Source organism: Variovorax sp. P5_A3, from assembly GCF_056400665.1.
On record NZ_JBFUKW010000009.1, the window covers coordinates 95,031 to 113,008 of the forward strand.

The 17,978-nt window shown below is 66.4% G+C and carries 19 protein-coding genes; 7 read left to right on the top strand and 12 right to left on the bottom strand.

Annotated features, from left to right (window positions below; all coding sequences use genetic code 11):
* Nucleotides 1–56: 56 nt before the first annotated feature.
* The 4 genes from AC1D3B_RS16220 to AC1D3B_RS16235 all read right to left on the bottom strand — a co-directional run bounded on the left by AC1D3B_RS16220 (nucleotide 57) and on the right by AC1D3B_RS16235 (nucleotide 2,630).
* Nucleotides 57–830, bottom strand: a complete 774-nt coding sequence (locus AC1D3B_RS16220) for an alpha/beta fold hydrolase (RefSeq protein ID WP_478191684.1) — start codon at nucleotides 828–830, stop codon at nucleotides 57–59.
* A gap of 70 nt (nucleotides 831–900) precedes the next feature.
* Nucleotides 901–1,533, bottom strand: a complete 633-nt coding sequence (locus AC1D3B_RS16225) for a TetR/AcrR family transcriptional regulator (RefSeq protein ID WP_478191685.1) — start codon at nucleotides 1,531–1,533, stop codon at nucleotides 901–903.
* Nucleotides 1,534–1,567: 34 nt separating this feature from the next.
* On the bottom strand, nucleotides 1,568–2,023 hold the full coding sequence (locus AC1D3B_RS16230) for a phasin family protein (RefSeq protein WP_478191686.1): 456 nt from the start codon (nucleotides 2,021–2,023) through the stop codon (nucleotides 1,568–1,570).
* A 52-nt stretch (nucleotides 2,024–2,075) separates the two neighbouring features.
* Entirely contained in the window at nucleotides 2,076–2,630 is a 555-nt protein-coding gene (locus AC1D3B_RS16235) for a hypothetical protein (RefSeq protein WP_478191687.1), read from the bottom strand.
* Nucleotides 2,631–2,866: 236 nt separating this feature from the next.
* Between AC1D3B_RS16235 and AC1D3B_RS16240 the strand changes: the two genes are divergently transcribed.
* Both AC1D3B_RS16240 and rocF read left to right on the top strand, forming a co-directional pair.
* A complete protein-coding gene (locus AC1D3B_RS16240; RefSeq protein WP_478191688.1) occupies nucleotides 2,867–4,399 on the top strand; it encodes a WS/DGAT/MGAT family O-acyltransferase in 1,533 nt (510 codons plus the stop codon).
* A gap of 61 nt (nucleotides 4,400–4,460) precedes the next feature.
* On the top strand, nucleotides 4,461–5,372 hold the full coding sequence (gene rocF, locus AC1D3B_RS16245) for an arginase (RefSeq protein WP_478191689.1): 912 nt from the start codon (nucleotides 4,461–4,463) through the stop codon (nucleotides 5,370–5,372).
* A gap of 25 nt (nucleotides 5,373–5,397) precedes the next feature.
* On the opposite strand, the gene AC1D3B_RS16250 is transcribed toward rocF, so the two are convergent.
* Entirely contained in the window at nucleotides 5,398–5,658 is a 261-nt protein-coding gene (locus AC1D3B_RS16250) for a hypothetical protein (protein ID WP_478191690.1), read from the bottom strand.
* 125 nt (nucleotides 5,659–5,783) lie between these two features.
* Between AC1D3B_RS16250 and AC1D3B_RS16255 the strand changes: the two genes are divergently transcribed.
* The gene (locus tag AC1D3B_RS16255; RefSeq protein ID WP_478191691.1) at nucleotides 5,784–6,185 is read left to right on the top strand and encodes a response regulator; all 402 of its coding nucleotides are present in this window, start codon (nucleotides 5,784–5,786) and stop codon (nucleotides 6,183–6,185) included.
* An 11-nt stretch (nucleotides 6,186–6,196) separates the two neighbouring features.
* Here the strand turns inward: AC1D3B_RS16255 and AC1D3B_RS16260 are convergent, their stop codons facing one another.
* The 4 genes from AC1D3B_RS16260 to AC1D3B_RS16275 all read right to left on the bottom strand — a co-directional run bounded on the left by AC1D3B_RS16260 (nucleotide 6,197) and on the right by AC1D3B_RS16275 (nucleotide 11,906).
* Nucleotides 6,197–6,733, bottom strand: a complete 537-nt coding sequence (locus AC1D3B_RS16260; protein ID WP_478191692.1) for a DUF2242 domain-containing protein — start codon at nucleotides 6,731–6,733, stop codon at nucleotides 6,197–6,199.
* Nucleotides 6,734–6,942: 209 nt separating this feature from the next.
* Nucleotides 6,943–7,566 carry a nucleoside/nucleotide kinase family protein gene (locus tag AC1D3B_RS16265; RefSeq protein WP_478191693.1) on the bottom strand — a complete coding sequence of 208 codons (624 nt, stop codon included), beginning with the start codon at nucleotides 7,564–7,566 and terminating at the stop codon, nucleotides 6,943–6,945.
* A gap of 7 nt (nucleotides 7,567–7,573) precedes the next feature.
* Complete coding sequence (locus AC1D3B_RS16270; RefSeq protein WP_478191694.1) at nucleotides 7,574–8,845, bottom strand: Glu/Leu/Phe/Val family dehydrogenase; 1,272 nt, start codon at nucleotides 8,843–8,845, stop codon at nucleotides 7,574–7,576.
* 85 nt (nucleotides 8,846–8,930) lie between these two features.
* A complete protein-coding gene (locus tag AC1D3B_RS16275) occupies nucleotides 8,931–11,906 on the bottom strand; it encodes an L-glutamate gamma-semialdehyde dehydrogenase (protein ID WP_478191695.1) in 2,976 nt (991 codons plus the stop codon).
* Between the two features lie 92 nt (nucleotides 11,907–11,998).
* Between AC1D3B_RS16275 and AC1D3B_RS16280 the strand changes: the two genes are divergently transcribed.
* The gene (locus AC1D3B_RS16280; RefSeq protein ID WP_478191696.1) at nucleotides 11,999–12,478 is read left to right on the top strand and encodes an Lrp/AsnC ligand binding domain-containing protein; all 480 of its coding nucleotides are present in this window, start codon (nucleotides 11,999–12,001) and stop codon (nucleotides 12,476–12,478) included.
* Between the two features lie 6 nt (nucleotides 12,479–12,484).
* Here AC1D3B_RS16280 and AC1D3B_RS16285 read toward each other — a convergent pair whose 3' ends face one another.
* Nucleotides 12,485–13,171: a YggS family pyridoxal phosphate-dependent enzyme gene (locus AC1D3B_RS16285; protein ID WP_478191697.1), complete on the bottom strand. Its 687-nt coding sequence runs from the start codon at nucleotides 13,169–13,171 to the stop codon at nucleotides 12,485–12,487.
* Nucleotides 13,172–13,209: 38 nt separating this feature from the next.
* Between AC1D3B_RS16285 and AC1D3B_RS16290 the strand changes: the two genes are divergently transcribed.
* From AC1D3B_RS16290 to AC1D3B_RS16300, 3 genes are all read left to right on the top strand, one after another.
* On the top strand, nucleotides 13,210–14,253 hold the full coding sequence (locus AC1D3B_RS16290; RefSeq protein WP_478191698.1) for a type IV pilus twitching motility protein PilT: 1,044 nt from the start codon (nucleotides 13,210–13,212) through the stop codon (nucleotides 14,251–14,253).
* Between the two features lie 28 nt (nucleotides 14,254–14,281).
* Nucleotides 14,282–15,418, top strand: a complete 1,137-nt coding sequence (locus AC1D3B_RS16295) for a PilT/PilU family type 4a pilus ATPase (RefSeq protein WP_478191699.1) — start codon at nucleotides 14,282–14,284, stop codon at nucleotides 15,416–15,418.
* A gap of 129 nt (nucleotides 15,419–15,547) precedes the next feature.
* On the top strand, nucleotides 15,548–16,468 hold the full coding sequence (locus AC1D3B_RS16300; RefSeq protein ID WP_478191700.1) for an NAD(P)-dependent oxidoreductase: 921 nt from the start codon (nucleotides 15,548–15,550) through the stop codon (nucleotides 16,466–16,468).
* Nucleotides 16,469–16,485: 17 nt separating this feature from the next.
* Here AC1D3B_RS16300 and AC1D3B_RS16305 read toward each other — a convergent pair whose 3' ends face one another.
* Together AC1D3B_RS16305 and AC1D3B_RS16310 are read right to left on the bottom strand one after the other, a co-directional pair.
* Nucleotides 16,486–17,271, bottom strand: coding sequence for a BON domain-containing protein (locus AC1D3B_RS16305; protein WP_478191701.1), 786 nt, complete (start codon nucleotides 17,269–17,271; stop codon nucleotides 16,486–16,488).
* 40 nt (nucleotides 17,272–17,311) lie between these two features.
* Nucleotides 17,312–17,947 carry an SIS domain-containing protein gene (locus tag AC1D3B_RS16310; protein WP_478191702.1) on the bottom strand — a complete coding sequence of 212 codons (636 nt, stop codon included), beginning with the start codon at nucleotides 17,945–17,947 and terminating at the stop codon, nucleotides 17,312–17,314.
* Nucleotides 17,948–17,978: the final 31 nt, after the last annotated feature.

Consider the following 17,978-nt stretch of genomic DNA (forward strand, 5'->3'; position numbering starts at 1 on the left):
AGTGGGCGACGGTTGTGGGCGTCTCGAACGACGCCCGCCCCCCCGAACCAATGACTTCAGTGAGCCCGGGCAGGATCCGGATAGATCAAAGGCCCGAAGGTCCCACGATCAAAGGCCTTCCACTGCCCTTCAGGCTGAGCCAGGCGGTCGGCCAAGGCATACAGCACCGCCGGATGTGCCCCAAGCCCCAGATGGCTCGCCACCACCTCGATGTTCTCCGCCTGAGGCCCGGCCTCTTCCACGCTGCAGCGCCACGCCACCACGCCGTCGCTGCGGCTGAAGATCGAAGTCGTCGGCACGGACGGCGTCGGCTGAACGTGCTTCATGCGCCGCGGATCATCGGAACTCTGGCCGCTCACGCCTTCGTAGACACGCCACGCGTTGGTAGCGCGCGTACTCCCGGTGAAGGGGCTGCCCAGCGTGATCACGCTGCGCACGAGATCAGGATGCGTCGAAGCCAGGAGGCGAGCGTAGACGCCGCCGAGGCTCCATCCGATCAGGCTGACCTTGCGACCGCTTTTCTCATGCAGCGATTCGAGCTTGCGCAGCATGCCGGTCTCCACTCCCTGGCGCGGACCCAGATTGCGGCCCAGGCCCCAGCCGTGTGCGTTGTAGCCGCGGCTTTGCAGATAGCGGCGCAGCAGCTTCGTCGAAAGATCGCTCGCCACCAGCCCCGGCAACACCAGTACGGAATGGCCATCGCCGCGCGGCGCCAATTGGAGCAGCGGCCACAAGGCTACGGCGGCGCCGGCCTCCCAGATGGCGCGGGTTTCGGCCAAGAGGAGCAGGCGCGAAGGCGGGGCGATCGGTTCGTGTGCGGCGGTCATCATCTGTATGTCCTTGTCGTTCTCTGGAATGTGCGGTCTCGCTGGCGAACTGCCAGTCGGACGGCAAGCCCATTTATCCGAGGTATTTGCCGCGCAAGTAATCGAGGTAAGCCCTCGATTCGCGCGATACATACGGTGCAATCAGCGTGAGCGTGTAGAAAGCCGCAAGGCCCGGATCGGCCTGCTGCAGGGCGTCGCGTCCAGGCACCAGCCGTTCGAAGGAAAGCCAGCAGGTGGTCGTGAAGACCATCTGCAACGCCAGCGTCTGCGCTTCCTCCGCCGTGGCCTCGATGACACCGGTCGCAACCAGCGTCTCGCACAGCGACTGGGCTGCCAGCAGGTTCTGCGCGGTCAATGCCCGCGCGCGTTCGCCTAGCGCGGGGTATTCGCTGGAGAGATAGGCCATGTCACGGTAGACGAAGCGGTACGCATCGATGGCCTCGAAGCGCAAATGCAATGCCAGCCACAGGTCGTCGATCGCCCGGACCGTGTTCGACGAGGCGTTGAGGGACTCGAGCCTGTCTTCGAAGCGCCTGAAAAGGCGATCGACGATGAGCTGCTTGGCTTTGAAGTGATAGTGCAGGTTGCCGGGGCTGATCTCGAGCTCCGCGGCGATGCGGTGTGTCGACACGGCCGCGAGTCCCTGTGCATTGAACAGCGCCAGGCTGGCCTGGAGGATGCGTTCTCGCGTGTTGGGGCTGGCCACGGGTGATGAGTCAGGGCTCGGTATCCGATGGGCCTCAGCGCTTGCGTCGGGCGGATTCGGCCCGCTCGAGGTGTTCGAGCACCTGCCGCATCTGTTCGCGCAGTTCCTGGATTTCCTGTGCGCTCGGCATGCCCAGGCGCTCGAGTGCGGTCGCGACACGCTGGTCGAACACGTCCTCGAACTTGCGGATGCCGAAGGTGTCGAGGGCCGGAGGCTTGCCCATGCCGAGCAAGCTTTCGATCACGTTGGTCTGGCGCTTGACGACGTCGTCGCGCACCGTGCCCAAGGCCTTCAGGCCTGCTCGCAGCAGGCCCTTGGCACCGGCCTGCTCGGCCGAGACAGGCGGTTCTTCAACGATGGCCTCGGGCGCCGCGATCTTCCTGGCCGCAGCCCGCTTGCGCGGGACGGCCTTCTTGACCGGCGCCTTCCTGGTGGCCGGGGCCGCCGGCTTCTTCTTCACGCTGACAGTTTCATCGCGGCGAGTCGCCATGCGTTGCTCCGGGTGGACGTTTCAGAAGATGCGCGGCTGCCCGCGATGGCGATCAGTCTGCCTTGGTCGCGACCGTGCGAACGGCGCGGCGGGTGGCCGTCTTGGCCTTCGGCTTGGCAGTCTTGACCACGGGGGCGGCCTCGGTCGTGCCGGCCACGCGGCTTTCGATCTGCTTCGCGCCAGCGGCGATCTTGTCAGCGATCTTCACCGACACGTCGGCGATCGGCTGGTTCACGCGGTTGAGCGTCTCCAGGACCGACGCGCCCAGGGGGGCTTCGACGCGTGCGACGACATTGGCGATCGACTCGATGCCGCTCGTGGCGCCGGTGGCGACACGGTCCATCAGGTTGACGACGCGGCTGGTGTCGATGTCGAGACGGTTGGCCAGGAAGCCCGTGACCTTCTCTTGCGCGCCGAGCAGGCGGGCCTTGATGTCATCGCTGACCATCGGCAGCTCGCGCTCGCCGAGGAATGCGCTGTAGCGCGAAGCGGCGCCGCCCAGCAGGCGGTGCGCGCCGGTGCGGTAGGCGCTGACGAGGGTCTTGCCGGCGTCGTTGTACTGGCCGAGGACGTGGATGGCAGCGGTGGAGATGGTTTGCGTGGACATGGTGTTTTCCTTGAAGTTGATGGATCGCGACATGGTTCCGACGCGATGGGGTCATCTTCTTCCGAAAGCCCTAGGCGTGAAAAACTAGAACGGTTCGATAGTTAGTCCAACTGCCCCAATTTCCCGCCACGGCGATGCTACGACGAGAGGCGCTCCGTACAAGCGCCCGCGCCATCGGGGTTACCCGCTATCGGGGCCTCCGGACATTGGGGATCATTTCCCAAGAGGGGACACCCATGAAACATCTCAGCGGCCTTGACGCGACCTTCCTGCACACCGAGACGCCCGAGACGCCGATGCATGTCGGCGGGCTTCACGTGCTGGAGCTTCCCGCCGGCTACAAGGGCGATTTCTACGAGGATGTGAAGGCGCACGTGCAAAGCCGCATGCACCTCTCCGAAGTCTTCACGCGCAAGCTCGCGCTGATGCCCTTCGAGCTGTCCAACCCGGTCTGGGTGGACGACGACGATGTCGATCTCGACTACCACGTGCGCCGCGTCACCCTGCCGCGTCCCGGCACCATGCGGCAGCTGGAGCAGTACGTGGCCCGTCTCCATTCGACGCTGCTGGACCGCAGCCGGCCGCTGTGGGAGTTCTTCGTGATCGACGGGCTGCAGGGCGGCGGCGTCGCGCTGTACTCGAAGCTGCACCATGCCGGCATCGACGGGCAAGCCGGTGCGGCTTTCGCGGAGGCGATCATGGACCTCACCCCCGAGCCCCGCGTGATCAAGGCGCCGCGACAGGTCGCGCGACGCAACCGCTACCAGCTCGGCGTGGCCGAGCTTGCGGGCGCGGCGCTCACCAATACGCTGCAGCAGTACGTCAAGCTGGTAAAGACCTTTCCCGACATGGCGCGCGCGGTGAAGAGCCTCGTGGTCCCGCAACCGAAGAACGGAGCCGGCAGCCTCTGGAAACTGCCGAAGAACCTCAACCTGCTCGGCCCGAAGACGCCGCTCAATGTCGCGATCACCAACCAGCGCGCCTATGCCGTGCGCTCGATTCCGCTGACCGAAGTCAAGCAGATCGGCAAGCGATTGGGTGCGAGTCTCAACGACGTGGTGCTGGGCCTGTGTGCGGGCGCCTTGCGGCACTACCTGTCGGACCACGGCAAGCTGCCCAGGAAGCCATTGACGGCCGCGATCCCCGTCACGCTGAGGGAACCGGGCGACACGACCTCGAACAACCAGGTCTCGATGACCGTCATGACCCTGGCGACCGACGTGGCCGATCCGATCGAGCGCATCAAGGCCATCGCCGAATCGTCGGCGGCGGCCAAGTCGTTGATGGGCAACATCAAGGCCGCCATACCGACCGACTTCCCATCCTTCGGCGCCCCGTGGCTGATGTCGGGCCTGGCATCGATGTACGGGCGCTCGGGCTTCGCCGACCGGCTTCCGCCCGTCGCCAACGTGGTGATCTCGAATGTGCCCGGCGCGCCGGTCGCACTCTATTTCGCCGGCGCGAAGCTTCGGACCTATTACCCCGTGTCGATACCGAGCCACGGCATGGCCCTCAACATGACGGTGCAGAGCTACAACGGCATGCTGGATTTCGGGTTGATCGCGTGCCGCCGCGCGGTGCCCGACGTCGGCGACATCGCCGACTACCTGGTCGAAGAACACCGCGCGCTGCTGGCGAAAGTCAAGGCGCTCGATGCACCGGCGCCAGCCGGCACGGCGCCTGCGCCGGCCGCCGCGGAGGCCGTACCCGCGCGACCGCGCAAGGCGCCGGCTCGCAAGGGCGTCAAACGTCGCACCGCCACAGCTTGAGTCACAGGCATGCTGTACCGTAAGGTGTCGACCGTTCGACACTTCACGGAGGCCCCTGCCCATGACTGCCACGCTTCAACTGATTGGCGCGCCGACCGACATCGGCGCCAGCACCCGGGGTGCCGGCATGGGCCCCGATGCGCTGCGAGTGGCCAACCTGGCGGGCACGCTGGCGCGACTGGGCTTCGAGATCGTCGACCGGGGCAATCTGGCCGGACCCGCTACCCCCTGGGAGACGCCCGCCGAAGGACTCCATCACCTCGACGAGGTGGTTGCATGGAACCGGCTGGTCTACGACGCGGTCGACCAGGCGCTCGGCGCGAACCACCTGCCCATGGTCCTGGGCGGCGACCATTGCATCGCCGTCGGCTCCATCAGCGCCATCGCGTGGCATGTGCGCCGGAGCGGGAAGAAGCTGCGCGTGCTGTGGCTCGATGCGCACTCCGACGTCAACACCGAGACCACCAGCCCCAGCGGCAACCTGCACGGCATGCCGGTGTCCTGCCTGCTGGGCCACGGGCCGGCGGCGCTGACCGGCTGGAGCGGCGAGCGCGCCGCCTTCGAGCATGACGCGATCCGTTTCATCGGCATCCGCAGCGTCGATGCGGACGAGAAGTCCGCCATTCGCTCGCTCGGGCTCAATGTGTTCGACATGCGCCATATCGACGAGCACGGCATGCGCACGACGATAACCGAGGCGCTACAGGACATCGACGAAGACACCCACCTCCACGTGAGCTTCGACCTCGACTGCCTCGACCCGGACTACGCGCCCGGCGTCGGCACCGGCGTGCGCGGCGGGCCGACGTGGCGCGAGATGCAGCTCTGCATGGAAATGATCGCCGACACCGGCCGGCTGGGGTCGCTGGACGTGGTCGAACTCAACCCGGCGCTGGACGTGCGCAATCGCACGGCGGAGGTGGCGGTCGAGCTGATCGAAAGCCTGTTCGGGAAGTCGACGCTGGTGCGCTGAGAGGGCCGCCGATCCGGTCCGCGACTCAGGCCGCCCGTTCGGTCTCGTCGGAGTGGCTCTCGGACACGTCCGCCCCGGGGTCCGAGATGGGGCGCAGCTTGTCGCTCCGGCAGTAGAAGGTCCAGCCTTCGAACGTCACGTCGTAGTACGTGCCCGGCAGGTAGGTCCAATCGGGTGCCTCGTACGGCGCCGACACCACCTCGACGATCCTGCCGACGGCCTTCTGGGTGAGCGGGCTCGCCAGGCAACTCGGCACCACGTAGCAGAGTGTTCCGATCTTGATCATCCCGACAGAATCGCACAAACCGCGCCTCAGGTCCAAAGGCATGCTTCCTACAAGGAAAGTCGTGCTTCAGGCAATTCCGCGCCGTGCACCATCGCCATATAGTGGTCTTTTCACCGAAAACGACGATGGCAGACGCAGCGAAGGACGGAACAGCCAAGCGGCCAGGACGGGCGAAGGGGCTTCGCATCCTGGTCGTCGAAGACGATCCGGACACGCTTTCGACCACCGTGGAAATGCTTCAACTTCTGGGCCATTGGGCCGCCGGTGTGCGAAGCGCCGAAATCGCCAAGGACCGCTTCCTCGAGGGCGCGTTCGACGTGCTGCTGACCGACATCGGCCTGCCGGCGCTGTCCGGGATGGATCTGGTGGAAAGCCTGCGCGCCCGTCACAAGCTCGAAGTCATCTTCGCGACCGGGCGGCCGCCGCCGGACGCGCCCGTTCCGGATTCGTTCTGGCTTCAGAAGCCCTTCAGCGTCGAACAGCTCGAGTCGGCGCTTGCCCGGGTGACGAGCCGGGCCGAAGCCTGACCCGGCCTTCTTCAGCCGCGCGTCGGAGAGACGGGTACGTCCCGCAGCGGGGTCTCGACAGGGGGCTGCTGCGGCAGGACAGGTCGCGCCTCCGCCGGCGTCTCCTCGGCCGCCTCGGGCAGGAAACGGTCGATCAACGCGAAGAAGCGGTCGTAGAAGCGTTCATCGGTCAACGTCTCGCTCGCCACCTTGACCAGCGCGTCGTCGCTCGACGAGAACGGCAGCGACAGCGAGCCGAGCGCCCCGACGCCCACGGATGCCGAGTTGTTGACCTTCTTGACGCCATAGCGATCCTGCAGCGCGCTGGCGAAGGCGATGGTGCTGCGCGGTCCGTTCCGGCCGTTGCCCTCCCGCGCGCAGACCACGCGGAATTCGACTTCCACATGCACCTCTGCAGCCGGCTGGAAGCTCTTGCGGCCGGTGACCAACTCCTGATTGCCGGCGGTGATCATGTAGCCCTGGCTCAGCAGCGCCCGGCGGGCCGCTTCGCAGGTTTGCGCCTCGGTGGCCGCATAGGTGCGCGTGTGGGTGGTGGTGGAGTCGAACACTTCCGGCTCGTAAGAGACACGGCGCGGCGCCGTGCTGCATCCTGCGACGAGCATCGAAAAGAGCAGCGCGGCGGCGGCTGCTGCTGCGAGGGAAATCGGAAAGCGCATGACGGACAGGGGAAGACGAGACTCGAATGCTAGCGGCAACTTGCCACCGGAAGGCTCCCCTTGGACATGCCGAGTGATCGCGCGTTCCCTTGGCCGCGAACTCAGCCGTCCAGCCGGATCACGCGATGCGCCCTGCCGCGCGTGGCGGCGATGCGGCGGGCATTGGGTTCATCGGTCTGCTCGACCCATGCCAGCGCGTCGGCACGGCCGCGACCGAACTGCTCGTGGCGCCGCACGAGGCGCTCCCACCGGAGCCCATCGTCCACGTCGACGTACCAGACCTCGTCCAGCAGCGCCGCCGCCCCGGCCCACGGGCCCTCGTCGAGCAGCAGGTAGTTGCCTTCGGTGATGACCAGTTGCGTCTGCGGCAGCACGGCGATCGCGCCCGCGATCGGTTCTTCGATCTCGCGCCGGAATTCGGGGGCATAGACGATGTCGTCGCCCTGCTCCCGCAGGCGCCGGAGCAGCGCGACGAAGCCTGCGCTGTCGAAGGTATCGGGCGCGCCCTTGCGGCCGGCACGGCCCAGTCGCTGCAGTTCCACATTGGCCAGATGGAACCCGTCCATCGGCACGACCTGCGCGCGCCCCGGAAACGCCTGCAGCAAGGCCAGCGCCAAGGTCGACTTGCCCGAACCGGGCGCGCCCACCAGCCCGAGCAGCTTGCGCCGCCCGTCGGCCAGCAGGGCATCGATGCGCGCCAGTTCCTCGGCGGGCACCTCGATCATCGGAAGATCATGGGTAGAGGCCGCGCTCCTGGCGAGCCATCAGGATGCGCTCGCAGGCCACCGCGTAGGTGGCAGTGCGCAGGCTGATCTTGTGCTGGTCGGCCTTGTCCCAGATGCCGTTGAGCGCGTTCATCATGATCCGGTCGAGACGCTCGTTGATCTCGTCCTCGTCCCAGAAGAAGGACGAGAAGTCCTGCACCCATTCGAAGTAGCTCACCGTCACGCCGCCGGCATTGCAGATCACGTCGGGCACCACCAGCACGCCGCGCTCGGCGAGGATGTCGTCGGCCGTGGGCACGGTGGGTCCGTTGGCGCCTTCGAGCACCAGCTTGGCCTTGGTCTTCTGGGCGCGCTCGGCGGTCACCTGGCCTTCCAGCGCCGCGGGGATGAGGATGTCGCAGGCCACGTCCCAGAAGGACTCGTTGTCGATCACGTCGCCGCCCTTGAAGGCGACTACCCCGTCGGTGCGGGAAACCGGCACCAGCGTTGCGAGGTCGAGGCCCTTGTCGTTGAAGATCGTGCCGGTGTGGTCCTGCACCGCGACGATCTTGGCGCCAGCTTCGGCGAAGAGCTCGGCCGCGACCGAACCGACGTTGCCGAAGCCCTGCACCGCGACCCGCGCACCGCGCAGGTCAAGGCCGAGGCGCCGTGCGGCTTCGCGTCCGGTGACGAACACGCCCCGGCCCGTGGCCTTCACCCGGCCGAGCGAGCCGCCGAGGTGCAGCGGCTTGCCGGTGACCACGCCGGTGGCGGTGCCGCCGACGTTCATCGAATAGGTGTCCATCATCCACGCCATGATCTGGGCGTTGGTGTTCACGTCGGGCGCTGGGATGTCGCTGTGCGGGCCGATGATGAGGCCGATCTCGCTGGTGTAGCGACGGGTGACCTTCTCCAGTTCTTTCAGCGAGAGCTTCTTGGGGTCCACGCGGATGCCGCCCTTGGCGCCGCCGTAGGGCAGGTTCACGGCGGCCGTCTTCACCGTCATCCAGGCCGACAGGGCCATAACTTCCTCCAGCGTCACGTCCGGGTGGAAGCGCACGCCGCCCTTGCCGGGGCCGCGCGACAGGTTGTGCTGCACCCGGAAGCCCTCGAAGTGGGCGATGGAGCCGTCGTCCATCTCGATCGGCACGTCGACGATCAGCGCGCGCTTGGGGCGCTTGAGCGTTTCGACCCAGCGGGCCAGGCCGCCGAGGTAGGGGATGACGCGATCGACTTGCGAGAGGTAGGTGCCCCAGGGGCTGTTGGCGGTCGGTTGGACGTAGGACAGTACGGAACTCATGGCGATCCCTTGTTGTTGAACGGATAGGCGCGACGATAGTCCTCCTGCGACCGCCGCGCCACGGCTATGCATGTTGCTTTGACGGTTATGCGCTTGCGGCAAGCAAGGCCGCATTGCCGCCCGCGGCGGTGGTGTTGATGGTGAGCACCTGCTCCGCGCAGAAGCGCAGCAGGTAGTGGGGGCCGCCCGCCTTGGGGCCGGTTCCGCTCAGGCCTTCGCCGCCGAAAGGCTGCACGCCGACCGCCGCGCCGATGATGTTGCGGTTGACATAGATGTTGCCGACATGGGCCCGCGCAGCCATGGCGTGGGCGCGGCTGTCGATGCGCGTCTGGATGCCGAGGGTGAGCCCGAAGCCGAGGGCGTTGATCCGGTCGATCACCGCCTGCGGTTCGCCCGACCAGCGCACGACGTGGAGCACGGGGCCGAAGATTTCGGTCTTCACGCTATCGATGGATGGCACTTCGAAGGCATGGGGCGGCACGAGGTTCGGCACATCCCGGGCCGGCTGCGAAGGGGCGACGAGCACCTTGGTTTCCGCGTTCAGGCGCTCCAGATGGCGCTGGATGCCGTCGAAGGCCTCGCGGTCGATCACCGGGCCGACGTCCGTCGACAGAAGCGCAGGATCGCCCGCGACGAGTTCCTTCGCGGCGCCGCGGATCATCTCGATCACGTCGTCCGCGATGCTTTCATGGATCAGCAACAGGCGCAGGGCCGAACAGCGCTGGCCGGCCGAGCGGAAGGCGCTCTGTACGACCGCGTCGACCACTTGTTCGGGCAGCGCGCTGGAGTCGACCACCATCGCATTGATGCCGCCGGTCTCGGCGATCAGCGGGACTATCGGACCGTCCTTGGCGGCCAGCGCCCGGTGGATGATCTTCGCGACCTGTGTCGAGCCGGTGAACACCACGCCCGCTACGCCGGGTGCCGCGACGAGTGCCGCGCCGACGGTTTCGCCCGGGCCGTGGAGCAGTTGCACGACGTCGGCGGGCACGCCAGCCGCATGCAACAGCTTGACCGCCTCGGAAGCGACCGCCGGCGTCTGCTCGGCCGGCTTGGCCAGTACGCTGTTGCCGGTCGCGAGCGCGGCTGCGACCTGGCCAAGGAAGATCGCCAGCGGGAAGTTCCAGGGGCTGATGCAGACCCAGGGGCCGCGCCCCGTCAGCCGGAGTTCGTTGCTCTCGCCGGTCGGCCCGGGCAGTGCGATCGGCTGCATCACGCGCTCCGCCTCGTCGGCGTAGTAGCGCAGGAAGTCGACAGCCTCCCGGACCTCGGCCACCGCGTCGCCCCACGTCTTGGCCGCTTCCTTGACCAGCAGCGCGCAGAAGCGCGGCAGGGCGGCTTCGAGTGCGTCGGCGGCGTGGCGCAGCACGGCAGCGCGCTGCGCGACAGGCTTCCGGGTCCACGACCGATTGGAGGCCGCGGCCGCCGCGACGGCCTCCGCCGCGCGATGCGCCTCGAACTCCGGGACGACAGGAACGCCGGTCGCAGCCAGTGCATCGAGCAATGGGGCGCGCATCGATTCGACGGTCAGGTCGACGCCCTGGCTGTTGCGCCGCGCCGGTGGTGGGCCGTAGAGCTCGTGCGGCAACGGCAGCGTTGCGTTTCGGTCCAGCCACAACGGGGACACCAGAAGCTCGTCCATGCCCACCGACTCGTCGCCGAGCTGGTTGACGAAAGACGAATTGGCACCGTTCTCCAGCAGCCGGCGCACGAGGTAGGCCAGCAGATCCTTGTGCTTGCCGACCGGCGCATAAACACGCACTGGCACGGCGCTGCCCTTCATCACTTCGCGATAGATGCCCTCCCCCATTCCATGCAGCCGCTGCAACTCGAAAGGGACATCGCCGGCCATCTGCAGGATCGCAGCGATGGTCCCGGCGTTGTGCGTGGCGAACTGCGGATAGACGGCGTCCGGCGCAGCGAGCAGCGCGCTTGCGCAGGCAAGGTAGCTCACGTCGGTGTGGTGCTTGTGCGTGAAAACGGGGTAATGGGGCAGGCCCAGCTCCTGGGCACGCTTGATTTCCGCGTCCCAGTAAGCGCCCTTTACCAGCCGGCACATCAGGCGCAGCTTGTACTTGCGCGCGATCGCCGTGACGTGCTCGACCAGTTCCAGCGCACGCGTCTGGTAGGCCTGCATCGCGAGTCCGAAACCGCGCCATTGCGGGCGCTCGGCAGCGACCTTCGCCGCGAGGGCCTCGAAGACTTCGAGCGACAGTTCGAGCCGGTCGACTTCCTCGGCGTCGATGGTGAGATTGAGCTTGGCGTCTGCCGCCAGCTGGCACAACAGCCACACGCGTGGAACGAGTTCGCCCATCACGCGCTCGCGCTGCGCGTCCTCGTAGCGGGGATGCAACGCGCTGAGCTTGATCGAGATACCGTCGTTGTGCTCCGGCGTGCCTTCGCGGTCCGCGCCCGAGGCGATGGATTGGATGGCGTTGACGTAGCTGTCGAGATAGTGGAGCGCGTCCGCGTCGGTGCGTGCGCCTTCGCCGAGCATGTCGTAGCTGAATCGCAGGGCAGCGTGCTTCCTGTGGGCAGAACGGGCCTCTCCCATGGCCTCGTCGATGGTCTGGCCCAGCACGAACTGGCGGCCCAGCAACTGCACGGCGCGTAGCGTCGCGGCCACGACGGTGCGGGCGCCGAGCCTCGCCATCAAGCCCGGCTCGGCGTCCCCCTGCCCCGTCTCGTCCGAGGGATGCGGGAGGAACTTCTTCGACAAGGCGATGGCCGAGGAAGACAGGCGCGACAGCGTCGAGTCGGCACTGCCATCGAAGTCGGCGCGGCCCAACTGGTCGGCGGTCAGGGCGATCGCAGTCTCGGCATCGGGCACGCGCAAAAGCGCCTCGGCCAGGCGCATCAGCGCCAGGCCTTCAGCGCTCGAAATCGGGTATTCGCGCAACAGGCTTTCCATGGCCCAGAACGGCGGCGGCTTGTCGCGCACGGCGCGTACCCATGGCGAGGCCTTGGGCACGACCAAAGCCCAGTCGAGTGTGCCTTTCAGGGAGGCGAGACGATGCGAAACGATGTCGCTTTCAGGTCGATAGGGCGTGGGAAGGCGCATGGCGGAGTCCGAGAGTGAATACGTCGATGCTCCGACTTCCTCTGACGAGTTATTCACCATAAATTTGCTGTCGACCGGATAATTCACTAGTCATGAACCAACCCCCTGCCGATCTGGACCGCATCGACATGAAAATCCTGAAGGTTCTTCAGGAAGACGGCCGTATATCGAATCTCAAGCTGGCGGAGACGGTGGCGCTCTCGCCCACCGCCGTGCTGGCACGCGTGCAGCGACTCACACGCGACGGCTTCATCCTGGGCTATGAAGCCCGTCTCGACCCGCACAAGCTCGGACGCGGCTTCACCGTGTTCGTCGAGGTGCTGCTCGATCGCACCACGCCCAACGTCTTCGACGCCTTCAAGGCCGCCGTGCAGGTGCGCGACGAGATCATGGAGTGCCACATGGTCGCGGGCGGCTTCGACTACCTGCTCAAGACCCGAATGGCCGACATGGCGGCCTATCGCGAGTTCGCGGGCACCGTGCTGTGGCAGCTACCGGGCGTGCGCGAAACGCGGACCTACGCGGTGATGGAAGAAGTGAAGAGCAGCGCCAGACTACCGCTCGGCATCTGAACGGTATCAGCGTGCTCCAAAGATGGCGGTGCCGATGCGAACCATAGTGCTGCCAGCCGAAATCGCCGCTTCGAGGTCTGCAGACATGCCCAACGACAGCGTGTCGAGTTCGATTCCCGACGCCCGGACCTGATCGAACACCTCCGCTGCGCGCAGGAACAGTTCGCGCTGCGCCGCGAAATCAGGTGCCGGCTCAGGGATCGCCATCAGCCCGCGGAGGCGCAAACGTGGCAAAGCTGCAACGGCGCGCGCGAGGGAAATCGCTTCTTCCGCTGTGACGCCGGATTTGTTAGCCCCGCCATCCACATTGACCTGCAGGCAGACCTGCAAGGGCGGCAAATGCAGCGGCCGCTGCTCTGAAAGCCGCTCGGCGATCTTCAGGCGATCGATGCTATGCACCCAGTCGAAATGCTCCGCCACGACCCGTGTCTTGTTGCTCTGCAGCGGGCCGATGCAGTGCCATTCGAGCTGGCTGCGCAGATCGGCCAGGGCTTCGATCTTGGCGACACCTTCCTGCACGTAGTTTTCGCCAAAGGCGGTCTGGCCGGCCGCATGCGCCTCGCGCACGGCCTCGGCCGGGAAAGTCTTCGATACCGCAAGCAAGTGCACGCTCGCCGGGTCGCGACCGGCAGCCGTGCACGCCGTCACGATCCGGGTCGCAACTTGCTGGAGGTTGTCGCCAATCATCGTCATAATCCCCAAAGCGTATCAAAACGTCACCGAGGAGCTTCGTGGACATCACCCAACTGCTGGCCTTCAGCGTCAAGAACAAGGCGTCCGACTTGCATCTGTCGTCCGGCCTGCCGCCCATGATTCGGGTGCACGGCGACGTGAGGCGCATCAACGTCGACGCGCTCGATCACAAGGCCGTCCACGCCATGGTGTACGACATCATGAGCGACACGCACCGCAAGCACTACGAAGAGTTCCTCGAAGTCGACTTCTCCTTCGAGATCGACGGCCTCGCCCGCTTCCGCGTGAACGCCTTCAACCAGTCTCGCGGCGCCGCGGCGGTGTTCCGGACCATTCCCTCGAAGATCCTGACCCTGGAGCAACTCAACGCGCCCAAGATTCTCGGCGACCTCGCGCTCAAGCCGCGTGGCCTGGTGCTTGTGACCGGCCCGACCGGCTCCGGCAAGTCGACCACGCTCGCCGCGATGATCAACTACCTGAACGAAACCGAGTACGGCCACATCCTCACCGTCGAAGACCCGATCGAGTTCGTGCATGAATCCAAGAAGTGCCTGATCAATCAGCGCGAAGTCGGGCCCATGACGCTCTCCTTCGCGAACGCGCTGCGCTCCGCCCTGCGCGAAGACCCGGACGCGATCCTGGTCGGCGAAATGCGCGACCTGGAGACCATCCGCCTCGCGATGACCGCGGCGGAAACGGGCCACCTGGTGTTCGGCACGCTGCACACCTCGTCGGCGGCGAAGACCATCGACCGGATCATCGACGTGTTCCCGGGCGAAGAAAAGGAAATGATCCGGGCGATGCTGTCGGAGTCCCTGCAGGCCGTGATTTCGCAGACACTGTGCAAGACCAAGGATGGTCAGGGGCGCGTGGCGGCGCACGAGATCATGCTGGGCACGCCCGCGATCCGGAATTTGATCCGCGAAGGCAAGGTGGCGCAGATGTATTCGTCGATCCAGACCGGCAGTGGCCAGGGCATGCAGACGCTGGACCAGAATCTGACCGACCTCGTGCGCCGCAGTGTCATTTCGGCAGCGGAAGCGCGCGGCAAGGCAAAGATCCCTGAGAATTTCCCGGGCTGAGCCTCGGCCAACGCATTCGGAGCACCACATGGAACGCGATCAAGCCAGCCAGTTCATCAACGACCTGCTGAAGCTCATGGTGAGCCGCAATGGCAGCGACTTGTTCATCACGGCCGAATTTCCGCCGGCGATCAAGGTCGACGGCAAGGTCACCAAGGTGTCGCAGCAGGCGCTCGGCGCACAGCACACGCTGGCGCTCACGCGTTCCATCATGAACGATCGCCAAACGGCCGAGTTCGAGCGCACCAAGGAGTGCAACTTCGCGATCTCGCCGACGGGCATCGGCCGCTTCCGCGTCAATGCCTTCGTGCAGCAGGGCAAGGTCGGCATGGTGCTGCGGACCATTCCCGCCAAGCTGCCGACCATCGACGGCCTCGGCATGCCGCAGGTGCTCAAGGACGTGGCGATGACCAAGCGCGGCCTGACCATCCTGGTCGGCGCGACGGGTTCGGGCAAGTCGACCACGCTCGCCGCGCTGATCGACTGGCGCAACGAGAACTCCTTCGGTCACATCGTGACGGTGGAAGACCCGGTTGAGTTCGTTCACCCGCACAAGAACTGCGTGGTGACCCAACGCGAAGTCGGCATCGACACCGACAGTTGGGAAGCCGCGCTCAAGAACACCCTGCGCCAGGCGCCGGACGTGATCCTGATGGGCGAAATTCGCGACCGCGAGACCATGGAACACGCGGTGGCCTTCGCGGAAACCGGCCACCTGTGCATGGCCACGCTGCACGCCAACAGCGCCAACCAGGCGCTGGACCGGATCATCAACTTTTTCCCCGAAGAACGCCGCGCACAGCTGCTGATGGACCTGTCGCTGAACCTGCGCGCGCTGGTCTCCCAACGACTGATTCCGACTGAAGATGGCCACGGGCGTATCGCCGCCGTCGAGATCCTGCTGAACACGCCTTTGATCTCCGACCTGATCTTCAAGGGCGAAGTCGGCGAGATCAAGGAGATCATGAAGAAGAGCCGCAACCTCGGCATGCAGACCTTCGACCAGGCGCTGTTCGACCTGTTCGAAGGCAACGCGATCAGCTTCGAGGACGCGATCCGCAATGCCGATTCGGCGAACGACCTGCGGCTGCAGATCAAGCTCAACAGCCAGCGCGCCCGCACGACGGACCTATCCGCAGGGACCGAGCACTTCGCGATTGTCTAGGCTCGCCCCCAGGCTTGCTCACTTCGTGTAGCCGCCCACCCCCTGCCGGGGGCAACACCGGCGGCCCGGCGGAGCCGGTTCCGCGGTGTTTCTGGAATGGGACCGACAGGCTCGCGCTAAGCTAGCGCCATGAGCAGCCTCAACCCCAAAACCTACGACTCCATCCCCTCGCAGAAGGTCGCCTTTCTCGGCCTGGGCGTGATGGGCTATCCCATGGCCGGCCATCTTGCGTTGGCGGGCCACAGCGTGACGGTCTACAACCGGACCGACGCCAAATCCAAGGCCTGGCAGGAAGAATTCAAGACACAGTCCAAGGGCGCCCTGACCCATTCGGCGACGCCGAGGGGTGCGGCCTCCAACGCCGACATCGTCTTCTGCTGCGTCGGCAATGACGACGACCTCCGTTCGGTCGTGCTCGGCGAGAACGGCGCCTTCGCAGGCATGGCCAAGGGTTCGGTGTTCGTCGACCACACGACCGCCTCGGCCGACGTGGCGCGGGAACTCGCCAAGGCAGCGCTCGACCGCGGCCTCCAGTTCATCGATGCGCCCGTCTCGGGCGGACAGGCCGGCGCCCAGAACGGCGCGCTGACGGTGATGTGCGGCGGCGATTCGGCCGCCTTCGATCGCGTCGAGCCCGTGATCGCCGCCTTCGCGCGCGCCTGCACCCTGCTGGGCGACAGCGGCGCAGGACAGCTCGCGAAGATGGTCAACCAGATCGCGATTGCGGGCCTCGTTCAGGGGCTGTCCGAGGCCATCGCGTTCGGCCAGCGCGCCGGGCTCGACATGAACGAAGTGCTGGGCGTCATCGGCAAGGGCGCCGCGCAGAGCTGGCAGATGGACAACCGCGGCAAGACCATGATCGAAGGCAAGTTCGACTTCGGCTTCGCGGTGGACTGGATGCGCAAGGACCTCGGCCTCGTGCTCGACGAAGCCAAGCGCAATGGCGCCCGGCTTCCGGTGACCGCGCTGGTCGATCAGTTCTATGCCGACGTCCAGCAGTCCGGCGGCAAGCGCTGGGACACTTCGAGCCTGATCACCAGGCTCAAGTAGCCAGCCAGCGGCCGACCTCAGCGAACCGGCGTAGTCGTCGCGCCGCCGCCGGGCGCCGACGGCAACGGTGGCAGCGGTTCCATCGGCGGCAGCGGCACGTTCGAGCGCGAAGCCGGTGCCGGGCTCGTCCCGCCCTGCGTCGCGCCTGACGCCGCCGGCTGCTGCTGTTGTTGTTGCTGCTGCTGACTCTGGATGTTCGCCAGCTCCTGCTCGCTGACGATCTCCACGACGCGCACCACCTTCTGCACGCCGGACACACCGCGCGCGACGTCGGTGGCGCGATCGGTTTCGCGACGGGTGGCGATGCCCATGATGTACACCACGCCGCGGTCGGTCACGATCTTGAACGAATTCGCAAAGATGTCCTTGGAGTCGAGCAGCGAGGCCTTGACCTTGCCGCTGATGAAGGTGTCGTTCGAACGATCCTGGAAGCTGCTGGGCGGCCCGACCACCAGCTCGTTGTAGACCGTGCGCACGTTGTCGACGCGGCGAATGACGTCCTCGGCCTTGCGGCGATCGGCCTCGGTGCCGACCGAGCCCGTCAGCAGCACCTGGCGATTGAAGCTCGTGATGCTGACGTACATGTTGTCGTTGGCGATCTCGCGGATACGCGCCCCGCCACGCAATTCGATGCCCTGGTCGTCCACCTGCGCGCCGGAGCTGCGGCGGTCGGTCGCCACCATGCCCACGCCGACGGCTGCGGCCCCTCCGACGACCAGCGGAACGCAGGCGGAAAGGCCAGCCACCAGAACGGCGCTTGCGGCCAATGCCATCGCGATGCGTTGAGTGGATCTCGTCGTCATAGGTAGGACCTTCCTGTTGATTGTTCGTATAAGGGGGACGTCAGGCGGACAGGAGCGACGAATCGCTGTCCTGGTCGCCGAGCAGTTGCGCATCGACGCCATCGCACAGGCAATGCAGCGCGAGCAGGTGGACTTCGTGGATGCGCGCCGCGCGCTCGTGCGGCACGCAGACCTGGACGTCGGTTTCGCGCAGCGCGCGGCCCACTGCCCCGCCCGTGCCGCTGCCCGGGCTGGCTGCGTTGCCGAGCAGCGCGACGACCGTCATGTCGCGCGCATGCGCTGCTTCGACGGCTGCGAGCACTGCCGCCGACTGGCCGCTCGCGCTCAGCACCAGCAGCACATCGCCGGCCTGGCCGAGGGCGCGCACTTGCCGTGCGAATCGATCGGCATCGAGGGCCTCCGGTGTGTCGGCCGCGGGATCGGTGGCATCGCCGGGCAAGGCGATCGCCGCGAGCTCAGGGCGATCACGCTCGAAGCGGCCGACAAACTGCGAAGCGAACTGCGCCGCCAGAAAGCCCGAGACGCCCGCGCCGCACGCGAGGATCTTGCCCCCGCTGGTGACGCACGCAAGCAGCGCCTGCATGGCCTGCGAAATCGGTTTGCCGAGGAGAGGACCCGCCTGGTATTTCAGGTCGGCGCTATCGATGAAGTGCTGCTGGATGCGTTGCTCAAGCATGGGGCGGGATGATAACTGCGCGATGGAGCGC